At 40.8% G+C, this 22,421-nt stretch carries 19 protein-coding genes; 15 read left to right on the top strand and 4 right to left on the bottom strand.

The annotated features are described in order from the left end of the window. The first annotated feature begins 11 nt into the window (after window positions 1–11). The gene (locus IGI66_RS09545) at window positions 12–1,271 is read left to right on the top strand and encodes an LCP family glycopolymer transferase (RefSeq protein WP_010780285.1); all 1,260 of its coding nucleotides are present in this window, start codon (window positions 12–14) and stop codon (window positions 1,269–1,271) included. A gap of 41 nt (window positions 1,272–1,312) precedes the next feature. Here IGI66_RS09545 and rlmD read toward each other — a convergent pair whose 3' ends face one another. After that, on the bottom strand, window positions 1,313–2,686 hold the full coding sequence (gene rlmD / locus IGI66_RS09540) for a 23S rRNA (uracil(1939)-C(5))-methyltransferase RlmD (RefSeq protein ID WP_431377712.1): 1,374 nt from the start codon (window positions 2,684–2,686) through the stop codon (window positions 1,313–1,315). 161 nt (window positions 2,687–2,847) lie between these two features. Between rlmD and recX the strand changes: the two genes are divergently transcribed. From recX to ntdP, 3 genes are all read left to right on the top strand, one after another. Then, complete coding sequence (recX, locus tag IGI66_RS09535; protein WP_438848703.1) at window positions 2,848–3,645, top strand: recombination regulator RecX; 798 nt, start codon at window positions 2,848–2,850, stop codon at window positions 3,643–3,645. After that, window positions 3,632–4,789 carry an A/G-specific adenine glycosylase gene (gene mutY, locus IGI66_RS09530; protein ID WP_438848701.1) on the top strand — a complete coding sequence of 386 codons (1,158 nt, stop codon included), beginning with the start codon at window positions 3,632–3,634 and terminating at the stop codon, window positions 4,787–4,789. Before recX ends, mutY begins: the two co-directional genes overlap by 14 nt. Before the next feature lie 96 nt (window positions 4,790–4,885). Then, window positions 4,886–5,419: a nucleoside tri-diphosphate phosphatase gene (gene ntdP, locus IGI66_RS09525; RefSeq protein ID WP_010740416.1), complete on the top strand. Its 534-nt coding sequence runs from the start codon at window positions 4,886–4,888 to the stop codon at window positions 5,417–5,419. A gap of 80 nt (window positions 5,420–5,499) precedes the next feature. Here the strand turns inward: ntdP and IGI66_RS09520 are convergent, their stop codons facing one another. Then, the gene (locus IGI66_RS09520) at window positions 5,500–5,934 is read right to left on the bottom strand and encodes a GNAT family N-acetyltransferase (RefSeq protein WP_438848699.1); all 435 of its coding nucleotides are present in this window, start codon (window positions 5,932–5,934) and stop codon (window positions 5,500–5,502) included. Window positions 5,935–6,010: 76 nt separating this feature from the next. Here IGI66_RS09520 and IGI66_RS09515 point away from each other — a divergent pair, with 76 nt between their 5' ends. From IGI66_RS09515 to IGI66_RS09500, 4 genes are all read left to right on the top strand, one after another. After that, on the top strand, window positions 6,011–7,135 hold the full coding sequence (locus IGI66_RS09515; protein ID WP_438848697.1) for an AI-2E family transporter: 1,125 nt from the start codon (window positions 6,011–6,013) through the stop codon (window positions 7,133–7,135). Window positions 7,136–7,249: 114 nt separating this feature from the next. Further along, entirely contained in the window at window positions 7,250–8,626 is a 1,377-nt protein-coding gene (locus tag IGI66_RS09510; RefSeq protein WP_086303537.1) for a hemolysin family protein, read from the top strand. 220 nt (window positions 8,627–8,846) lie between these two features. After that, window positions 8,847–10,424: a peptide chain release factor 3 gene (locus IGI66_RS09505; RefSeq protein ID WP_438848695.1), complete on the top strand. Its 1,578-nt coding sequence runs from the start codon at window positions 8,847–8,849 to the stop codon at window positions 10,422–10,424. A gap of 23 nt (window positions 10,425–10,447) precedes the next feature. After that, window positions 10,448–12,226 carry a hypothetical protein gene (locus IGI66_RS09500; RefSeq protein WP_438848693.1) on the top strand — a complete coding sequence of 593 codons (1,779 nt, stop codon included), beginning with the start codon at window positions 10,448–10,450 and terminating at the stop codon, window positions 12,224–12,226. 20 nt (window positions 12,227–12,246) lie between these two features. Here IGI66_RS09500 and IGI66_RS09495 read toward each other — a convergent pair whose 3' ends face one another. Continuing rightward, a complete protein-coding gene (locus tag IGI66_RS09495; protein ID WP_010780294.1) occupies window positions 12,247–12,543 on the bottom strand; it encodes a DUF1827 family protein in 297 nt (98 codons plus the stop codon). A gap of 152 nt (window positions 12,544–12,695) precedes the next feature. Then, window positions 12,696–14,918 (bottom strand): ATP-dependent Clp protease ATP-binding subunit, encoded by a 2,223-nt coding sequence (locus IGI66_RS09490; RefSeq protein ID WP_316406597.1) that lies wholly within the window; start codon window positions 14,916–14,918, stop codon window positions 12,696–12,698. Window positions 14,919–15,357: 439 nt separating this feature from the next. Here IGI66_RS09490 and IGI66_RS09485 point away from each other — a divergent pair, with 439 nt between their 5' ends. From IGI66_RS09485 to IGI66_RS09455, 7 genes are all read left to right on the top strand, one after another. After that, window positions 15,358–15,624, top strand: coding sequence for a phosphocarrier protein HPr (locus IGI66_RS09485; RefSeq protein WP_010740408.1), 267 nt, complete (start codon window positions 15,358–15,360; stop codon window positions 15,622–15,624). Continuing rightward, window positions 15,624–17,351: a phosphoenolpyruvate--protein phosphotransferase gene (gene ptsP, locus IGI66_RS09480; RefSeq protein ID WP_010780296.1), complete on the top strand. Its 1,728-nt coding sequence runs from the start codon at window positions 15,624–15,626 to the stop codon at window positions 17,349–17,351. Before IGI66_RS09485 ends, ptsP begins: the two co-directional genes overlap by 1 nt. A gap of 173 nt (window positions 17,352–17,524) precedes the next feature. Continuing rightward, a complete protein-coding gene (locus tag IGI66_RS09475; RefSeq protein ID WP_010780297.1) occupies window positions 17,525–18,568 on the top strand; it encodes a glycosyltransferase in 1,044 nt (347 codons plus the stop codon). 15 nt (window positions 18,569–18,583) lie between these two features. Then, a complete protein-coding gene (locus IGI66_RS09470) occupies window positions 18,584–19,822 on the top strand; it encodes a glycosyltransferase family 4 protein (RefSeq protein ID WP_010780298.1) in 1,239 nt (412 codons plus the stop codon). Window positions 19,823–19,841: 19 nt separating this feature from the next. After that, window positions 19,842–20,753: an NAD(P)-dependent oxidoreductase gene (locus IGI66_RS09465; protein ID WP_438848690.1), complete on the top strand. Its 912-nt coding sequence runs from the start codon at window positions 19,842–19,844 to the stop codon at window positions 20,751–20,753. A 104-nt stretch (window positions 20,754–20,857) separates the two neighbouring features. Further along, window positions 20,858–21,088: a YkuJ family protein gene (locus tag IGI66_RS09460; protein ID WP_010740403.1), complete on the top strand. Its 231-nt coding sequence runs from the start codon at window positions 20,858–20,860 to the stop codon at window positions 21,086–21,088. Window positions 21,089–21,247: 159 nt separating this feature from the next. Beyond that, window positions 21,248–22,411 (top strand): SAM-dependent methyltransferase, encoded by a 1,164-nt coding sequence (locus tag IGI66_RS09455; RefSeq protein ID WP_010780300.1) that lies wholly within the window; start codon window positions 21,248–21,250, stop codon window positions 22,409–22,411. The last annotated feature ends 10 nt before the right edge of the window (window positions 22,412–22,421 follow it).

Genomic DNA, 22,421 nt, shown 5'->3' with positions numbered 1-22,421 from the left:
AGAGGTGTGCTATGAGTCGGGGAAAGAAAATTTTCATAGGGTTATTGGTTTTGCTGAACTTGTTTATTGGCGGAATCACTTATTACGCTGTTCAAGTGACCAATGATGCCAGTAAAATGGTTGACAATATCCGTCAAACCGTGAAGCGAACAAGCTTGAAGAGAAAAGACGGAGAGCAGCCCAATATCGATAACGCAGAGCCTTTCTCCATTTTGCTCGCCGGAGTTGACACTGGTGACCTTGGTCGTTCAGATCAAGGCCGTTCAGATAGTATGATGGTGGTTACCATCAATCCGAAACAAAAGAAATCAACAATCGTCAGTTTGGACCGGGATATTTTAGCAAATATCGTCGGATATGGCACGGATGATAAGCTAAATCACGCATATGCCTTCGGTGGTGTTAAGATGTCGATGGATACGATCGAGACATTGCTAGACATTCCGATCGATCATTATGTCTCCATTAATATGCGCGGCTTGAAAGATCTGATCGATGCCGTTGGCGGAGTTGAAGTGAATAATAAAATTGATTTTACCTTGGACGGGATTCATGTTCCTAAGGGAAAACAAAAGTTGAATGGTGAAACGGGATTAGCCTATGCGCGTATGCGCTACGAAGATCCAGAAGGAGACGTAGGCAGACAGCGTCGTCAACGAGAAGTAGTCACAAAGATTTTACGCAAGGCGATGTCTATCAACGGTGTCGGGAATTATAAGAAAATCCTCAAAGCCGTTGAAAAGAACATGAAGACGGATCTAAGCTGGGATGACATGATGGATATCGGAACCAATTACTTGCCGGCTTTTGACACCATCAAGCAGAAACAACTGGTTGGTAAGAGTCAAATGATCGATGAAATCTATTATCAAATTCTAGGGACCCGCGAATTATTGGATATTCAAAATGTGTTGAAGAAACAGTTGGGCAAACCAACTGCGGAAACATTGCCGAACCTAAAAGAACAAAATGCCGACAGCTTGTTCTACGATGATTCTGATGGAAAAGCCAGTGAGGACACGAGCCAATTCGCACCAGGATATGACAACCCGAACAACTATGATACGAGCGGTGTATACGGAGATTCCTCAAATACTGGAAATGGCTATCCGCAGCAAAATGACGGATCGATTCAAAACAATCCAGGCAACACCGATCAAAATCAAAATGATCAAGGCTATATAGATCCAAATCAAGGGTATGGCGGAGCGACGGACCCGAATGCAGCACAGCAAAGTGATGCGTACGGACAGCCGGCAGCAGGATATTAATGCAATCAAAAGGCGTGACCATTTTCGGTCACGCCTTTTTCTTATTTTTTCGATAGTTTTACGACCACTTCACAGCGAGCTGTTTGCGGGAACATGTCCACCGATTGTAAATAGTCGACCCGGTATATTTTCGCCAGACTGACAAGGTCTCGTGCCAGTGTCGATACATTGCACGAAATATAAACCATTTGCGGGCTAGGGGCCATTTGAATTGCTTTTAACAAGTGATCATCCAAGCCTGTGCGAGGTGGATCAACGATGATCGCATCTGGCGCAAAGCCTTCCTTCAACCACTTGGGTAATAAGCTTTCTGCCGTACCCACTTCATAGCGAGTATTTGTGAGCGCCATTGCTTCAGCGTTCTTCTTCGCGTCCTCAATGGCTTGCGGAATGATGTCCATTCCGCGAACCTCTTTTGCTTGTTTCGCTAAAGAAAGTCCGATCGTTCCCACACCACAATAGGCGTCTACGATCGTTTTTGGTGTGGATAAATCCAATGCATCAATGGCTTCTTGATACAGTATTTTTGTTTGCTGAGGATTCAACTGGAAGAAGGCACGAGGAGAAAGCTCAAAGCTCACCTCATTTATTTTTTCAGTGATGACTTCTTTTCCCCAAAGATGTGTTGTCTCATCTCCCATGATTACCGATGTTTTCTTGTCTTGGACATTTTGCATGATTGATACGACTTCTGGCAAGCGACTGGTGATCTCGCGGATCAATGCATTTCCTTGCGGCAATTTTTTTGTTTTTGTGATCAAGACCAATTGAACCTCCCCAGTTTCAATGCCGATCCGTACCATCAATGTGCGGAGGATGCCTGAGTTGGTACGTTCATCATAGATCGGCATATCGTATTTGGTTAATAGGTTCGTGACAGTGTTGATCACTTTTTGAGTCGTCGGTTCTTGGACTAAGCACTCTTTAATAGGAACAAGCTGATGCGATTCTGCTTGATAAAGGCCAGCCTCAACTTGATTTGTTTTTCTGTTTTTACGCAATTGGAATTGTGCCTTGTTGCGGTAATGCCAAGGATCATCCATCCCGATCGTTTCTCTCAAGTCAAAGTGTTGATAGCCCTCAGGCTTGTATTTTTCTAGTGATTGCCGCAATAAATCTTTTTTAAAGTCTAATTGTTTACTATAGACAAGGTGTTGCAGCTGGCAGCCGCCGCATTCTTCGTACACTGGGCAAGGAGGGGTCATGCGGTCAGGACTTTTTTTCGTAATTTTTACTAATCGTGCTTCAGCAAAACGAGGAGTGGCCTTCGTGATTTGCGCGACAACAGTTTCGCCAGGTAGCGCACCTGTAACGAAAATAATCAAGCGTTTATAATAAGCAATTCCTTCGCCATTAATGCCAAGGCGTTTAATTTTTAACGTTAAAGTTTGTTTGGGTGTAAGTTGAACAGCCATAATGAGCCTCTTTCTTAAATTAGTATTTTCGGCGCAATTCATTTTAGCATATTTTTATCGGTAGGTTGATTATCTATGATAGAATTAATTTTTGTGAAGGCAGTTTGAGCGTTGAGAATACTATACATACATGAATCGTAGCGAGATAAGGGGGAGTTCGTATGCTGACGGTAGTGAAGATCAGTCAGGGCCGCGGCCCATTTTATAAAGTAGAGTTTTCTAATGGGGAAAAATTACGCTTATCTGAAGATACAGTCGTTCGTCACCGGCTGCTGAAGGGGCAGGAACTAGAAGAGAAAACGTTAAACGAGATCAAACAAGAAGGCAAAGAAGATCTTGGGTTTCAGATGGCGTTAAATTATTTGAGTTATCAATTGCGCACAGAAAAGGAAATCCGTACTTATTTAAAGGACAATGAGATTGAAATCGAGGACCGGCATAAAATCGTCGCGCGACTGAAGGAATTGAATTTGGTGGATGATCTTGTTTACAGTGAAAGTTACATTCGTACACAGATGCGTCTAGGGGACAAAGGTCCGCGTATTTTACAGCAAAAGTTAAAGCAAAAAGGTGTGAAAGAGCCCGAGATTGAACAAGCATTGTATCTCTATGAATCCAATGATCAGTTTCAGGTAGCCCTGCATACAGCTCAAAAGGCTTTAAGAAAATACCATCACAGTAGTCAGCGGGAAGTTCGGCAGAAAATCCAGCAATTACTAATGACTAAAGGCTTCAACAGTGACATTAGCAAAGGGGTGTTGGCTGAACTGGATTTTTCGGACATCCAAGAGCAAGAAACAGATGCGTTAACGATGCAAGGAAATAAATTATGGCGAAAGAATCAGCGGTTTGAACCAGCAAAGCGTCGGCAAAAGGTCAAACAAAGCCTCTATCAGAAAGGGTTTCAATTAGATCAGATAGATGCCTTTATCCAAGGGAAAGAGGATGAACATGAGTAAGCGTTGGGAACAATGGTCCGATTCAGAGATCAATCAATTCCAAGAAGATTTTCTTACTTGGTATCAACAGGAAAAACGAAATCTTCCTTGGCGGTATAATCAAGATCCTTACCGTATTTGGATTTCGGAAATCATGCTGCAGCAAACACGAGTGGATACAGTGATTGATTACTTTTATCGGTTTATGGATCAGTTTCCGACGATCCAAGATCTAGCGAATGCACCGGAGGATAAGCTTCTGAAAGTATGGGAAGGGTTAGGCTACTATTCCCGTGCGCGGAATCTGCAAGCTGCCGCAAAACAAATCATGGAAGAATTTAACGGAAAATTTCCGACAACGGTGGAAGACATCCGTACATTGAAGGGTGTAGGGCCTTATACTGCTGGGGCCATCAGCAGTATCGCTTTTGAGATTCCTGAACCAGCGATTGATGGGAATGTGATGCGGGTAGTCAGTCGTTTGTTTTGTATTGAAGCGGATATCGCCAAAGCCAGCAGTCGCAATACGTTTGATGAGGCAATGCGAAAAATCATCAGTCACGATCATCCTGGAGATTTCAATCAAGCAATGATGGATCTTGGCTCCAGTATCTGTACGCCAACCAGTCCACAATGTGAAATTTGCCCGATTCAACAATACTGTCAGGCATATAGTGAGAATCGACAGACAGATTTTCCAGTGAAATCAAAGAAGCAAAAACCTAAAGATGTGTATTACGTGGCAGGGATCATTGAAAATAACCAACAAGAGATCTTTCTTCAGCAACGCCCAAAAACAGGTTTGTTAGCTAGTATGTGGTTATTTCCATTAGAGGAGATCAGTGCTGCGAGATTCAAAGAGCTTCAGGAGCAATACGATGCGAGCCATTGGGATCTATTTTCAAGTTCACTGGTCGCTGAAGACAGTCCCGATTTTTTCTCGGGACAAGAGGTTGTGTGGCAGAAAAAAGTAGTTGGGCAAGTGAAACATGTATTCAGCCATTTGCGTTGGCATATTCTAGTCTTTTATGGAAGGAACACGTCTCAGCTGACATTAGAGGGACAGTGGGTAAATCCGAAAGAATTTCCAAACTATGTTTTTCCAAAACCACAGCAAAAAATGTTGGAAGTTTTTGAAAATAATGTATCTGACGACAAAGATTAGTAGGCAATCTTTCATTTTATTGCTATAATAATTCTGATGTCGGTGTGATAACACCCAAACAAATGCGAAATTAGTTTCGCTGAGGGAAGGGTAGCTATGGGAGTTCCAAAAGAAGGAGAGTTTGTGACGATCAAAAGTTACAAACACGACGGCAGTTTGCATCGAACGTGGCGCGATACCATGGTATTAAAAACAAGCGAGTGTTCACTGATCGGCTTGAATGACCACACATTGGTCACAGAATCAGATGGCAGAAGATGGGTCACTCGTGAACCAGCGATCGTTTATTTCCATCAGAAATACTGGTTCAACATAATAGCAATGATTCGAGAGAAGGGAGTTTCTTATTATTGTAATCTAGCATCACCTTATGTATTAGATGACGAGGCACTAAAGTACATTGATTATGATTTAGATGTCAAAGTTTTTCCGGACGGCGAGAAACGTCTATTGGACGTGGATGAATATGAAGCCCATAGTCAGCAAATGCATTACTCAAAAGAAATTGATTATATTCTTAAGGAAAATGTCAAAATCTTAGTGGACTGGATCAACAATGAAAAGGGGCCTTTTTCTCAAGGCTATATTGATATTTGGTATGATCGTTACAAGCAATTGTCGCGGAAGTAGAAAGAAAAGGCTATACCAAACGCTTGGTATAGCCTTTTTTGCATGAATAGCAGTCGTCAGCTTTGATGCACAGGTATGTCTCAAAGAACCTTTTTCATATGTACATGATCGATGCCTGCGTCTTGGAAAATTTCTCCGTAGGCCTGATAGCCTAACTTTTGATAAAAAGCCTCAGCGGTTAATTGCGCACCTAGCTCGATTGTTGTAAATCCTTGCTGTTTCGCAAATACTTCAGCTTCAGCAACGATTGCAGCTCCAAGATTCTTCCCTCGATAGTCTTTCAAAACAGCCATGCGTTGTAATTTAAAAGTGTGACGATCTAATGGCAGCAAACGTACCGTGGCGGCAGCTTTTTCTTCTTCCGTATAAAGGACAAAGTGAACGGCGTAGGCTTCGTTTTCATCTATTTCTAGATTTGCGGGAACGCCTTGCTCTTGGACAAATATTTTTTGGCGGATGCGGACCGCATCGAGATAAATGTCGCTCATAGTATCCTTAGTAATTAAAATTTTCATAATGGCACCTTCCTCAAGGGGATTTTTCTCCACATGATGTATACTATAAACTAAATCTAGAAAAAGGAGTAGATGAATGTTTGAGAAAATTAAAAATTCAAAATTAATGTTCTGGTCAGTGGAACTGTTGGTCATAGCGACCTTGATCCTGGTGTCATCACAGATTGATTTTGTTTTTCAACCGATCGGTACGTTTTTTACAACACTTTTTGCACCGATTCTCATTGCCGGCTTTTTGTATTATTTATTAAATCCATTAGTAAACTTGCTAGTGAAGATGGGTGTAAAACGATTGATCGCGATCGCGTTAATCTTTCTATTATTGATCGGCATTATCGTGTTGATCTTCATGAGCGTCATTCCGAATTTGGTGGAACAGTTGATCTCGCTGGCAAAAAATATCCCCAACTTTGTCGACAACATGCAGCACTGGCTGCAAGATGCAGCGAATAATGCGACACGATTCCCGCTGTTCAGAGAATTAGATGTAGATAAATACATCAGCAATCTGGATGTTTCAGCCGGGACCATTATTCAGCAAACCTTGACGGGTGTGACGAATAGCTTAGCATCAATCATTGGAAAAATTACCACGGTCGTTTTATTACTGATCACCGTACCATTTATTTTGTTTTACATGTTGAAGGATGGAGAAAAACTTGTTCCGAATATCGAACGGGTCTTCCCAGAAAAACAGCGGGACAATATCAAGGGGTTGCTGGAACAACTAAATAAGACCTTGTCTGATTACATCAGTGGACAAGCAATCGAATGTTTGTTTGTCGGCACATTCACCTTCTTAGGGTATTTGCTGATTGGCGTGGATTATGCGTTCTTGTTTGGCGTGATTGCCGGCTTGACGAATTTGATTCCTTATTTAGGTCCCTATCTAGGGCTTGCGCCTGCATTGATCTACACCTTCTTTAATTCACCAACCCAAGCGTTGCTTTGTATCGTTGTTGTACTGATCGTTCAACAAGTCGACGGAAATGTCATTTACCCAAATGTTATCGGAAAATCTTTGAACATCCATCCATTGACGATCATCTTGATTTTATTAGTAGCAGGGAATTTGGCCGGTATTTTAGGTGTATTCCTGGGCGTGCCTGTCTATGCGATTTTACGGACACTGGTTGTGTTTGTAGTGAAAATAGTAAAACAAGGCAAGCAAGAAGAACGAGAAAAAGAGTTTCTAAATTAACTTACCGTGTTGTTTGTTTGATAAATATTGCATTAAAACAAGCGATGTGATACGATTTTAACGTGGCCTTTGTGCCACTTTTTTTACACTTTAAATTAAGGAGCGAATGCAATTATGAATGCTGACCCCGATAGTCAGTCGTTAATTTTACAGTTAGGTTTATTAGTAATTTTAACGTTAATCAACGGATTTTTAGCTGCGGCTGAAATTGCGGTGGTGTCGGTCAATAAAAACCGAGTAGAACAAAAGGCAGAAGAAGGAAACCTAAAATCAAAAAAATTATTAGAGGTCATCCATAGCCCAAATAATTTTTTATCAACGATTCAGGTGGGAATTACATTAGTAAACATCTTGTCAGGGGCCTCTTTAGCTGATAGTTTATCTGCTCGATTAGCACCTTTTATAGGCGGCGGTGCGGCTGCACGTACAATTGCTGCGGTAATCGTTATGCTGTTATTGACCTATGTTTCAATTGTATTTGGTGAATTATATCCGAAACGAATTGCTATGACGAAGACGGAAGAGGTTGCACAATTCACCTCTGGCGTTGTTCGAAAATTAGGCGTCATTACAAAACCCTTCGTTTGGTTATTAACGGCTTCGACCAATTTATTGGCCAAAATAACGCCGATGACATTTGATGACGAAGATACGAAAATGACCCGCGATGAAATGCGCTATATGTTGGAAAACGAAGGTGTACTGGACAATGATGAAATCGAGATGCTTCAAGGTGTCTTCTCACTGGATACAAAAGTTGCTCGTGAAGTAATGGTTCCCAGAACGGATTCCTTCATGATCGATATCAATGATCCGGTACTTGAGAACATTGATGAGATTTTAAATGAGAGCTATTCTAGAATTCCGGTTTACGATGAAGACAAAGACAAAGTAGTCGGAATCCTGCATACCAAAACATTATTAAAAGCGGCACGTCAATTTGGCTTTGAAAATGTCAATCTTCAAAAAATCCTCCAAGAACCATTATTCGTTCCTGAGACGATTTTTATTGATGACCTTCTTTATGAATTGAAGAAAACGCAAAATCAAATGTCTATCCTTCTTGACGAATATGGCGGAATGGTCGGCTTAGTGACTTTAGAAGACCTATTAGAGGAAATCGTCGGAGAAATCGATGATGAGTCTGACGAGGTTGAAAAACTCTATGAAAAAGTCGGCGACAATGAATATTTGATCAATGGGAAGATGTTGATCGATGAGTTCAATGAAGAGTTTGATTTGAACTTGCATATGAGTGATGTCGATACAATGGCGGGCTATTTGATCACAGCATTAGGAACGATTCCTGACGAAGGAGAGAAGCTTTCTTTCGATGTAGACGATCTGACGCTGATTTCTGAAGAAATGGAAGGATCAAGAGTCTTGACACTGCGTGCGATTTTCCATCCTGATGAACATGAAAATGTTGAACCAGAAGAGGAACGTCGTCTGTTTACTAAAGACTTCGAAGACGATGAGCCTCGACGTTAATAAGCAAAGCTTTTAGAAAACATTCTGCCGTGCAGAGTGTTTTCTTTTTGCAGTTTAAGTGAATCCGCTGGTCAAAAAAGGACAGCCTGCGATTGCCTTTATAAAAGCAGTCAGTCCGCCAGCTAGAAAAGTAAATCAACTTTCCATCAGAGTAAATTCCATGCTATACTGATTGGGTTGAAATTTGAATGATAATTCGAAAAATGAATGGAGCAATAGAATGAATAACCCTAATTTAAAACAACAAGTAGATAGTCGTCGAACCTTTGCGATCATTTCCCATCCGGATGCTGGGAAAACGACGATCACTGAACAACTACTTTTATTTGGCGGTGCGATTCGTCAAGCAGGAACGGTAAAAGGAAAGAAAACCGGGAACTTCGCAAAATCAGACTGGATGGACATTGAAAAGCAGCGTGGAATCTCTGTAACTAGTTCAGTTATGCAATTTGATTTTGATGGAAAACGCGTAAATATATTGGACACACCCGGTCACGAAGACTTTTCAGAAGACACGTATCGTACACTGATGGCGGTAGACAGTGCCGTAATGGTCATTGATAGTGCCAAAGGGATCGAGGCTCAGACAAAGAAACTCTTCCAAGTTGTCAAACGTCGGGGAATTCCGATTTTTACCTTTATTAACAAATTGGATCGTGACGGACGCGAGCCGCTAGAATTGTTAGAGGAATTGGAAGAATTGTTGGAGATCGAATCGTATCCAATGAATTGGCCGATTGGTATGGGAAAAGGCTTAGAAGGAATCTACGACATACACAATGAGCGCATCGAGTTCTACCGTCCAGAACAATACGAAGGGGAACGCTACGTTAAATTAACCAATGGTGAGATTGCGGGAGGTCATCCGTTAAAAGAAAAATCTATTTATGAAGATGTATTAGGCGAAGTCGAGCTTGTTCGCGAAGCCGGGGACCAATTTAATCTTGAGAAAATTCAGCAAGGGAATCAAACACCTGTCTTCTTTGGTTCAGCTTTGACGAACTTCGGAGTCGAAACATTCCTTGAAACCTTTGTTGATCTGGCACCTAAACCTCACGCCCACAAAACTGAAGAAGGCGAACCTATCTCTCCGTATGAAGAAGAGTTCTCTGGTTTTGTCTTTAAGATCCAAGCAAATATGAATCCGAATCATCGAGATCGAATCGCGTTTGTACGGGTATGTTCAGGAACTTTTGAGCGCGGAATGGATGTCACTCTTGGACGTACAAGCAAGAAAATGAAACTAAGCAACGTGACACAATTTATGGCTGACGCTCGCGAAAATGTGGAAGAAGCTGTCGCTGGGGACATCATCGGAGTCTATGATACTGGAAACTACCAAATCGGAGACACGATCTATGAAGGAAAATTGAAAGTAGCCTATGAAGAACTGCCTTCCTTCACGCCGGAACTATTCATGAAGGTGACTGCAAAAAATGTCATGAAGCAAAAATCCTTCCATAAAGGGATCTACCAACTGGTACAAGAAGGTGCGATTCAATTATACAAAACGTATTTGACAGACGAATACATCATCGGTGCGGTTGGACAACTGCAATTTGAAGTCTTCCAACACCGTATGCTGAATGAATACAATGCGGAAGTTGTTATGACGCCAATGGGGAATAAAATTGCTCGTTGGATCGATCCAGAACAATTAGACGAACGCATGAGCTCAAGCCGTAATATTTTGGCGAAAGACCGCTTTGACCAACCGCTCTTCTTGTTTGAAAATCAATTTGCGATGCGCTGGTTCGCGGATAAATACCCAGAAGTAGAATTGAAGAGCTTGATGTAAAATGCGAGAAGAAAGGGACCTTGATGCAGAAGTTTAAAAGCGACACAGCGATTTATTTAAAGCGGCTCAAACAACAAAGCACTATGATCCTGCTAGTCGTATTGATCGGGATGACCGTGTTTCGTTTCGTTTTGAGTGCCAAGGCCCCTTACTTTATTAATCTGTATGCCGGCTATGACGATCAGTTATTTATTCGGTATGGTCAAGAGCTGCTAAAGGGAAATTGGCTAGGAGAGTATTCGACGAAGACGTTATCCAAAGGGATTTCCTACTCTCTTTTTATCGTCTTGGGCAACAAGCTACATTTATCTTACGGTGCTTTCCTTGGTCTTTTCAATGTACTGGCAAGTAGTGTAGCTGCTGTAGCCCTACGCCCTTTGATACGCAATCGCTGGATTTTGACGGGTATTTATACCTTCTTTTTATATTCTCCAATTTCACTTACGAGTGAATACAGTACGCGGATCTATCGGAATACACTTGTTGTTCCGGCAGTTTTGTTAGTCATTGGATGTTTGGTGGGATTGTATTTTAGAAGAAATGGACAAGTGCGTTCCTTCGCCAGTTGGGGAGTAGGATTGGCCCTGATTTTTACTTTTTACTGGTACATTCGTGAAGACTCCTTATGGCTGTTGCCAATCGTGACAGTAGGGATGATCGTTATTGCAGGTTCCGTTATTTTTGAAAATGATCCGAATTTCAAGCTAAAAACTCTTCGCAGTTCCATTAAGAAGTTTTATTTTACGAAAAAGCAATTAGTAAAATTAATCCTTTGTTTACTGCCTTTTGTCACTCTTTTTTCAGTGACAAGCGGGCTAAAATATATGAATAAAGAAAATTACGGGATTGCTGCGGTCAATGATCGGACAGGTGGTGCTTTCGGTCTTGTATCAAAGCAGCTCATTCGAATGGATGACGGAACTGACCTGAATCAAACGAATAGCAAAGTTTGGGTGTCGAGAAAGGCGCTTGAGAAGGCAGAATCCGTTTCACCTGGACTTCAGTCCATTAAGAAAAATATTGATTGGATTTATAACGGGAGCCCGTGGAGTGGTGGAGAAGATATCTCAGGAGACATTATCTTTTGGGCGCTGCGTGACGCGGCGAATCAAGCCGGCTACTATAAAGATGGAAAGAAAACAGAAGCGTTTTGGGAAAAAGTAGCTTCTGAATTATCAACTGCCTATGAAAAGGGCACGCTAAAAGAAAAAAGGGAGATCTATCTAACCGGTACGGGAGATGGAAAACTACTAAAGGATTTGCCGCTTGTCGGTGAATTTATGAAGAGTGGATTTGAGTACAATGTCTTTTATAAGGATTATGGACAGGGATCAGATGGAACGCTCGGACCTAAAGAAGATGTCTCAGAGGCAGAAAAGTTATTGAGACTTTCATTCTCAGAGAACTGGCAGGACATAAATGTGCCGCGAACTGAGCCAATAACGCTTACCGCAACTGCCAAATTCTCAAACCGAATCATTCAAGTTTATAGAGACCTTACACCGTTGTGGTTATTGTTCTGCTTCGCGGGATTTTTAATTATTTGTGTGGGCAGTCTTTTTTCTAAAGCACAGTTAAAAACATTCAGAGGAATGCTGCTGATTCTTTTGGGACTGGCACTTTCTTATTTGATTTTTCTGATCGGTGTATCCTGGTTTTGTTCATGGGCGCCAGAGCGGAAAGAGATGTTTATGATGATCTATACAGGGGCAGGGGTTCCAGTCATCCAATGGATCGAGGTTTTGGCTTTTGTAGGGATTTTTCAATTGCCAATCATCGCTAATAAAGTAAATAAAAAATAGTTGAAGCATTTTCGCTTCAACTATTTTTTTGTTATTGACATTTCGATTAGGCCGGGAGATTCAAGATAGGAAATATTTGCAAAATCATAGGTTCCTTCATCCAATTTTCGCTTAAAATAATTATGTACGAAGTCTACTTCCGATGGCAAAATATTGCGATTGTCGTTTTTTAAAACAATCTCAGCATGCTTATAAGCATCGGTATAAATGACGGTAGTATTTCCTATAGTATAAATTTTTATCATATTCGCATCAGTGTTCTCCAGCTGATTATACACGAGTTGTGAATGACTATTCGTCACATTGATAAGTTTCATCCCGAAACACCTTCTTCCTAAAACCTTACTTCATAGTGTAATTATATAAGAAAGATTAAGAAAAAAGAAGGATGTTGCTCATTTTAATTAGAAGATTTAGAAAATTTGCATAAAAGAATAGGACCCTCGTGTCTGACGAGGGTCCTAAAGTGTTATTTTTTATCTTCTTTTGCTAAACGTTCAGGTTTAGAAGTGATGACGATATGATCTTCCTTATCAAGTTTCGCTTTTAGCTCTGTAATGGTTGGATGATCTAAATAGAATTCGGCGATCCCATCTTCGATATTTTCTTGGATCGTACGACGAAGTGGGCGAGCACCCATTGCAGGATCGTAGCCAAGATCAACCAATTTCTCTTTCACATTATTCGGCACTTCAATGTGCAATTTTTGTGAAGCTAAAAGTTCATTTACATCATCTAACATCAATGAAACGATCTTCATAAGATTTTCTTTTGACAGCGAACTGAATTCGATGATCCCATCAAAACGGTTCAAGAATTCTGGGGCAAAGAAATCTTTCAATTGTCCCAATACAGAACGAGTAACGCCGTCACGAGCGGCACCAAAACCGACATTTGCTTCGATTTTACCAGTACCAGCATTACTTGTCATAATAATGATCGTATCCTTGAAGCTGACAGTCCGACCTTGTGAGTCCGTTAAACGGCCGTCATCAAGAATTTGTAAGAACATATGAAGAACATCTGGATGTGCCTTTTCAACTTCATCCAATAAAATCAAACTGTATGGATGACGTCGAACTTGCTCCGTTAATTGACCAGCTTCTTCATACCCAACATAGCCAGGAGGTGAACCAATCAATTTAGACACACTGTGTTTTTCCATATACTCACTCATGTCAAAACGAATCATAGAGTCGCTTGATCCAAAAAGCTCTTCTGCTAACTGACGAGCCAATTCTGTTTTACCGACACCTGTTGGTCCAACGAATAAGAAGGAACCAATCGGGCGATTTTTTTTGTTTAGACCAACACGATTACGGCGAATGGCTTTCGCAACTTTTTCTACCGCTTCATCTTGTCCAATGACGTGTTGTTTCAAATCACTTGCAAGGTTTTTCAATTGTGTTTGTTCTTTTTCTTTTAATTCACCGACAGGGATGCCTGTACGTTTCTCAACGATTTTCTCCATGTCCTTTTCAGTGATAACCGGTGTTTCTTCATCTGTTATCTGACGGTCTTTCATTTTTTGCAATTTGTTGATTTGGTCGCGGTAGTAAGCAGCTTTTTCGAAGTCTTCTTCTTGAGAAGCTTGTGATTTTTGTTGCTCTGCTTCGGCCAATTTTTTATCGATCATTTTTGGATCAACAATTTGAATCGTTAAGTTTTTCTTCGACCCTGTTTCATCCAGCAAATCAATTGCTTTGTCAGGTAAAAAGCGGTCTTGGATGTAACGATTTGATAACTCAGCCGCAGCTTTGATGGCATCATCCGTATATTTTACATGATGATAATCTTCGTAACGTGGTTGCAGACCTTTGAGGATCTCAACGGTTTCTTGAACAGAAGGCTCTTCCACGCGAACGGGTTGCATACGACGTTCCAATGCAGCATCTTTTTCAATGATGCGGTATTCATTTAATGTGGTTGCACCGACCATTTGTAATTCGCCGCGAGCTAAAGCAGGCTTCAAAATATTCCCAGCATCCATATTGCCGTCTCCAGCAGCGCCGGCACCGACGATCTCATGAACTTCATCAATAAATAGAATGATGTTTTCAGCTTGACGAATCTCTTCGATCAATTTTTGCATCCGTTCTTCGAATTGTCCCCGAATACCTGTACCTTGCACAAGAGAAGCGACATCTAAACGAATGACTTCTTTGTCCATTAATTTTTGCGGAACATCGCCATCGACGATTTTTTGTGCCAATCCTTCAACGACCGCTGTTTTACCAACACCGGGTTCGCCAATTAATACGGGATTGTTTTTTGTCCGACGATTCAAGATTTCAATGACTCGTTGGATCTCGTCATCACGACCGACTACGGGATCAATGTTTCCTTCACGTGCTTGTCCAGTAATATTGATACCATATTCATCCAATAGACCGCCGCCGCCATTTCCGCGAGGGGGTTGATTATTCATCCCATTTCCACCGCCGAATTGGGTTGGTGGTGTTTGATCCGCAGCTCCTTGTCGTTGTTGCATTTGTTGGGACATGGAACGGAACAAATCGTCTAAACTTCCAAAACCAAAAGGATCATTTCCTGCCATCTGTGGCGCACCTCCAGCTTGATTCTTTAATTTTTGATAACAACTCTGGCAATAATCTAGTTGCTTTCGTTGACCATTGACATTTGCATATAAATGAATCGTTGCTTCATTTTCATGACAATTTTGGCAAAGCATCTTTTTCACCCTTTCAATAGTTGATATTTCTTCCATTGTACATCGAGTAAGCGAATCTCGTAAAAAGATACGCTGGTCAATTGTTTGACTATCACTGACCTTAGACATAATTATAACGAGATTTTTGATAAAAGCAAACAGTTTGTTTTTATTTTTAGCATTCGAACGCATCGAGTGCTAAAAAAATCGGTGCTGGTCTTTTTTAGGACGCTCCTTTGTTATGTAAAAAAAATGAAAACGGAAGAAATGGGGAAGTTGGACGGGTATAGCACATATTTTAAGAAAGGGCATACATTTTGCTTGAATAAATCGACTAAAATTGTTGTATCCACTGCAAAAAAATGGTAATCTAAGAAAATGAAGGGCCCAAAATGATGGACGTTATCATTAAAGCCCTAACATAAAAAAACATTTTTTTTTATAAAGGAGAACGGTCAATATGGAAAAAAAAGATTTTCACGTAGTAGCAGAAACAGGGATTCATGCACGTCCCGCAACTTTATTAGTGCAAGCTGCAAGCAAATTTAACTCTGATATTAACTTAGAGTATAAAGGAAAATCAGTTAACCTTAAATCAATCATGGGCGTTATGTCTCTAGGTGTTGGCCAAGGTTCTGACGTGACTATCTCTGCTGAAGGTGCTGACGAAAAAGAAGCAATGGAAGCAATCGTAGAAACAATGAAGAAAGAAGGATTATCTGAATAATGGTTGAATTACTAAAAGGTATTGCCGCTAGTGACGGAGTAGCCGTTGCAAAAGCTTATCTGCTAGTACAACCGGATTTATCTTTCAAACAAAATAATGTAGAAGACACTGCTGCCGAAGAAAAGCGTTTAGACGACGCTTTGGCGGCTTCTTCTGCTGAATTAGAAAAAATTCGGGATAAAGCAGCAAAAAGCTTAGGTGAAGAAGAAGCACAAGTTTTTGATGCTCATTTGATGGTTCTTTCAGACCCAGAAATGATTGGTCAAATCAAACAACATATACAAGATAATAAAGTGAACGCTGAAAGTTCACTTAAAGAAGTAACCGATATGTATATCGGCATGTTCGAGGCGATGGATGATAACGCTTATATGCAAGAACGTGCGGCAGATATCCGTGACGTTACGAAACGTGTAATGGCACATCTTTTGGGTGTGACTTTACCAGATCCATCAATGATCGATGAAGAAGTTGTCGTTGTTGCGCATGACTTGACGCCAAGTGATACTGCACAATTGGATAAAAACTTTGTAAAAGCCTTTGTTACTGATATCGGTGGACGTACGTCTCACTCAGCAATCATGGCTCGTTCATTAGAAATTCCAGCAATTGTTGGAACAAAAGAAATCACTGCCAAAGCAAAAGAGGGTGTTTTACTTGCGGTCAATGGGATCACAGGTGAAACAATCATTAATCCAACTGAAGAAGAAGCGGCTGAATACCAAAAAGCTGGCGAAGCTTATGCAACGCAAAAAGCTGAATGGGAAAAATTAAAAGACGCTGAAACAGTGACTGCTGATGGTAAGCATTTTGAATTAGCTGCGAATATCGGAACACCTAAAGACCTAGAGGGTGTTCACAATAATGGCGCTGAAGCGATTGGGCTGTACCGTACAGAGTTCTTATACATGGACTCATCTGATTTCCCAACAGAAGACGATCAATTTGAAGCTTATAAAGCCGTTTTAGAAGGCATGGGCGACAAACCAGTGGTTGTTCGTACAATGGATATCGGTGGGGACAAAGAACTTCCTTACTTGACGTTGCCTCATGAAATGAACCCATTCTTGGGCTACCGCGCATTGCGCATCAGTTTATCTGAATTAGGCGATGACATGTTCCGTACACAGTTACGTGCATTGTTACGTGCGTCTGTTCATGGCAACTTGCGTATTATGTTCCCAATGGTTGCAACATTGAAAGAGTTCCGTGCAGCGAAGAAAATGTTCAACGAAGAAAAAGAAAAACTTGTTAATGAAGGCGTGAAGGTTTCTGACACGATCCAAGTCGGAATCATGATCGAAATTCCTGCAGCGGCTGTTTTAGCTGACAAGTTTGCCAAAGAAGTTGATTTCTTCAGTATTGGTACGAACGACTTGATTCAATACACAATGGCGGCTGATCGTATGAACGAACGCGTTTCTTACTTATATCAACCATATAACCCATCAATCCTACGTTTGATCAAAAATGTGATCGATGCAGCGCATGCTGAAGGTAAATGGGCTGGTATGTGTGGCGAAATGGCCGGCGATCAAACAGCAGTTCCATTATTAATGGGTATGGGATTAGATGAGTTCTCTATGAGTGCGACATCTATTCTTAGAACACGCAGCTTAATGAAACGTTTAACAACGGATAAAATGGCTGAACTATCTGAAAAAGCATTAAAAGAATGCGATACAATGGAAGAAGTTCAAGCATTAGTTGAAGAATACGTAAAATAAAGCAAAATTCAAAACCGTCGTCCACTTGGACGGCGGTTTTTTTATGCGTAACAGCTAAAAATAATTCATACTTTCTGTGTGGACTTTCTGCATATTCCTTAAAATCAGACCATAGGTTGAGAAAAAGGTCAGACGCTTATGATATAATTGATTTGTTTTTGAGGAGGCGGGTTATGAAAGTATTACTTTATTTTGAAGGACAAAATGTTATTGGAAAATCCGGAATCGGCAGAGCCTTAAGTCATCAAAGAAGAGCACTGGATGCGGTGGGGATCGAGTACACATTAGATCCAAATTCGACCGATTATGATTTATTACATGTAAATACATATGGACCTAAAAGTCTCTATTTAGTTAAAAAAGCGAAAAAAATGGGCAAGAAAGTAATTTATCATGCGCATTCTACGGAAGAGGATTTCCGAAATTCGTTTATCGGCTCAAATCAGTTGGCACCTTTCGTAAAAAAATGGTTAGTGGCTTTGTATGAGCAGTCCGATCACCTGATTACACCGACACCTTATTCAAAAAAGCTGTTGCAACAATATGGTTTGACCCAGCCGATCGCTGCCATTTCAAATGGAATCGATCTAAAACGGTATTATCCAGATGAATACAAAGAAGCGGCTTTTCGCCGACATTTTCATTTATCGGAAACACAAAAAGTAGTGATTTGTGTGGGGTTGTTTTTCGAGCGTAAGGGAATCATTGATTTTGTGGAGATTGCTAAAAAAATGCCCGAATACACATTTATCTGGTTTGGCAGTGTTCCGATGCTTTCTATACCAAGAGAAATTCGCAAAATCGTCAAAAAAGATCATCCTGAAAATGTTCTTTTTCCTGGTTATATCAATGGCGATCTGATTGAGGGAGCTTACTCAGGGGCGGATTTGTTTTTCTTTCCTTCTTACGAAGAAACAGAAGGGATCGTTGTTTTAGAGGCGTTAGCCAGTCAACAGCAGATCTTATTAAGGGATATCCCTGTCTATGAAGGCTGGATGGAGAATCGTGTAAACTGTTATATGGGAACTACGAATCAGGAATTTGAGGGATTGATCCGACAATTGGTCAATCATCAATTGCCAAATCTTGCACTGACAGGATTTAAAACTGCGCAGGAAAAAAGTATTACGCAGATCGGGAAAGAACTAAAAGCGGTGTATCAAAAAGTTTTAGGTGTTCCCTATGATCATCAAGTCTATGGAAGAATCGCAAAGTAGTTTGGAGGAATTGACGTGCGAATTGGTTTTTTTACAGACACCTATTTTCCCCAAGTAAGCGGGGTTGCAACATCTATTAGAACGTTGAAAGATCAGCTTGAGGAACAGGGCCATGAAGTATTTATATTTACGACAACTGATCCTGACGCCGATGAGTTTGAAAAAGATATCGTCCGAATGCCGAGTGTGCCCTTTGTATCCTTTACGGATCGACGGATCGTTGTACGGGGCATTTGGTTTGCGTATCAAATCGCGAAAGAATTGAACTTGGATATCATCCATACCCATACAGAATTTGGTGCGGGCTTCTTAGGCAAATTGGTGGCGAACCGGTTGCGAATCCCAGTGGTTCATACGTACCACACGATGTATGAGGACTATCTTCATTATATTGCCAATGGAAAAGTGGTTCGGCCGACACATGTGAAGCACTTTATAAAAATGTTTGTTAATCATTCTACAGGAGTCGTTTGCCCAAGTAAGCGGGTGGTGGATACTCTGCAGCGTTATGAGGTGGAGATCCCTATGCGGATTATTCCGACGGGGATCGACGTGAAGCATTTTGTTCGGCCGGATATTACCAAAGAGCAAACGGATCAATTGCGGCAGAACTTAGGAATTCAAGAGAACGAGCTGATGATTTTATCTCTCAGCCGTATTTCCTATGAAAAAAATATCCATGTCATCGTGCAGCAATTTACTGAGATTCTTATGAGTTTTCCGAAGGCGCGTCTTGTTATTGTTGGTAAGGGCCCTTATCGTGAAGATCTAGAAGAATTGGCGAGTGAACTCGGTATTGAGGAGTATGTTCAGTTTACCGGAGAAGTTCCTCATGAGGAAGTAGCGTATTATTACCACGCAGCGGATTACTTTGTCAGCGCGTCGACCTCAGAAACACAAGGGCTGACCTACGCTGAGGCGATTGCTTCCGGTACGCAATGTATCGTGGAAGGAAACGATTATTTAGAGCAATTATTGGACCATGAATCTTTAGGGATCACGTTTGAACGAGACAACGACTTTAGTGATTGCTTTGTTCGTTACGCGCAGCAACAGATCCCGGTAGATCCGGAAGTACAAAAAAATAAACTGATTGAGATCTCTGCCGAACGCTTTGGAAGTGAGATTCTTAAATTCTATCAAGAAATGATTCTTTATTATGAACAAAATCATGTGGAAGTAAGGTCTCCCGCGCATACAGTTCAAAAAATGCGTGTCCGGATCAACTCCCTCAGAAATAGCGAAGATAAATAAAGCTGAAATCCATCTCTTCATGTATACTGGAGATGGATTATTTTTTATTTTGGAGGTAAAGCAGATGAAAATAGGATTTATCGGTACTGGCGTGATGGGAAAATCGATTGTAAAGCATTTTTTAGCAGCAGGACACGAGGTCGCTGTATACAATCGTACAAAAAGTAAAACGGATGAATTAGTTGCACACGGTGCAATTTGGCAAGATACGCCAGCAGAGGTGACGAATGCCAGCGAGATTATTTTTTCTATGGTAGGCTATCCTAGCGATGTTGAAGAAATCTATTATGGAGCGAAGGGTATTTTTTCAGCAGAGGTGGCTGAAAAGATCTTGATTGATTTGACGACGTCGACACCGACCTTGGCAGAAAAAATTTATCAAACAGCTAAAGAAAAAGATGCATCTTCATTAGATGCTCCTGTTTCGGGCGGTGATTTAGGTGCCCAGAACGGAACGTTGACAATCATGGTCGGCGGCGATCGCGGGGTGTATGACCGGGCGATACCTTTATTTGAAATAATGGGAAAAAGTTATTCTCTTCAAGGTGAAGCTGGTGCGGGACAACATACGAAAATGGCGAACCAAATCATGATTGCCGGAACAATGACCGGCATGACAGAAATGCTTGTCTATGCGAAAGCAGCCAATTTAGACGTTTCGAAAGTGTTAGAAACCTTAGGCGGCGGTGCTGCTCAAAACTGGTCCATGTCGAATTACGCACCACGTATTTTGAAATCGGACTATTCGCCAGGCTTCTTTGTAAAGCACTTTATCAAAGACTTGAAAATCGCCTTAGACGAGGCTGAGAAAATGAACCTTGATTTACCAGCAACTAAATTAGCCACAGAGCTATATGAACGCTTGGCAGACCAAGGATTCGAAAATGATGGGACGCAAGCCTTGATTAAATTGTGGTGGTCTGAATCTTAAGTTAGATTTAGTAAAAAAATCATAAATTTATTGATGAAAATCAATGCAAGATACGGTTGGATTTGATACAATAAGACAGAATTGAGAAGAAGGGGGGCATCTAGATGAAACATTCACAATTAGTTGCCATTATTAAACGCTTGGAAGCAATGACTGAATCAACGGATAATGAAGTACAATTGCGTCGTTTTGAAAAAGAAGGCGTAGAAAAATGTACTGTAACTTATGATAATACAACAGAAACATTTGAGCTGACTGAAAGCGACAGCAAACAATCTTATCAATTTGATAACATCGACATTGTTGCGATGGAAATTTATGATTTGATTCAATAAAACGGGGAAACCCGTTTTTTTTTTTGCGCTTTTTTTAGGAGCTGCACCAAACATTCAATGACAATTTTATGAGAAAATCCTATTTTTTGTCCAAACTCAGATCATATCTTTTGAACTAATGAACGTTTAGGAAGAATATATTGTGAGGGAGGCATGATTATGTTAGACAAAGAAGTATACAATCAATTATTTAAACCATCTTTTTCTAAAAAAACAGAAGTTACTTTTTGGGATGGTTCAGTGAAGGAATACGGAAATCCCGAGGAGGATACCGTCTTCAAGATTCTTTTCAACGAGAAAATTCCGGTGAAGGAATTAATGAACAATGCATCTCTCGCGTTAGGCGAAGCATACATGGAAAAGAAAATCGAAATTGAAGGCGATCTTCAGGCCTTGATCTACGATGTTTACAATCAATCAAATGGCTTTTTCCATAACACTAATTTCAAAAAGTGGATGCCAAAGGAAAAGCATACAAAAAAACAATCGGCACATGATATCCATAGCCATTATGATTTAGGAAATGAATTTTATGAATTGTGGTTAGATCGCACCTTGACCTATTCGTGCGCTTTTTTTGAAACGCCGGAAGATTCTTTGGAGCAAGCGCAAATCAATAAAGTGCATCATATTTTAGATAAATTATTTATTCAGCCGGGTGAAACGTTGTTAGATATTGGTTGCGGCTGGGGAACGTTGATCTTAACCGCGGCTAAAGAGTACAAAGTGAAGGCTAAGGGGATCACGCTTAGTGAAGAACAGTACCAACACATTCAAGAAATCATTAAAGAGGAACATTTGGAAGAGAGCGTTTCTGTTGAATTGATGGACTATCGTGACTTGAAAGGGACCTTTGATCACATCACGAGTGTAGGAATGTTCGAGCACGTGGGTGCGGAAAATCTGCAAGAGTATTTTAAAGTCGTTGAAGGTCACCTAGCACCGAATGGGACAGCATTGATTCATGGAATCAGCCGTCAACAAGGCGGGGCAAAAAATGCGTGGATCAATCAATACATCTTCCCAGGCGGATATATTCCAGGCGTTACTGAATTGGTAGGACACATTACTGAAAATGACCTGCAGCTAATTGACCTTGAAAGCTTGCGTCGGGATTATCAATTAACATTAGAGCACTGGACTAAAAACTTCCATGAAGTAGCAGATAAAGTGATCGAGCAAAAAGATGAAGCCTTTTATCGAATGTGGGATCTTTATTTGCAAGCCTGTGCAGCGTCATTTCAAGCGAGCAATATTGATGTCATTCAATATTTGCTGGTTCATCCAAATAATAATGCAATTCCTATGCATAGAAATGTTTAATAAGCGGGCT

The organism is Enterococcus sp. AZ048, from assembly GCF_051715125.1.
Taxonomy (GTDB): Bacteria; Bacillota; Bacilli; order Lactobacillales; family Enterococcaceae; genus Enterococcus_A; species Enterococcus_A gilvus.
Note: the sequence above shows the minus strand (reverse complement) of the source record. Positions and strands in the feature narration are given on the sequence as shown.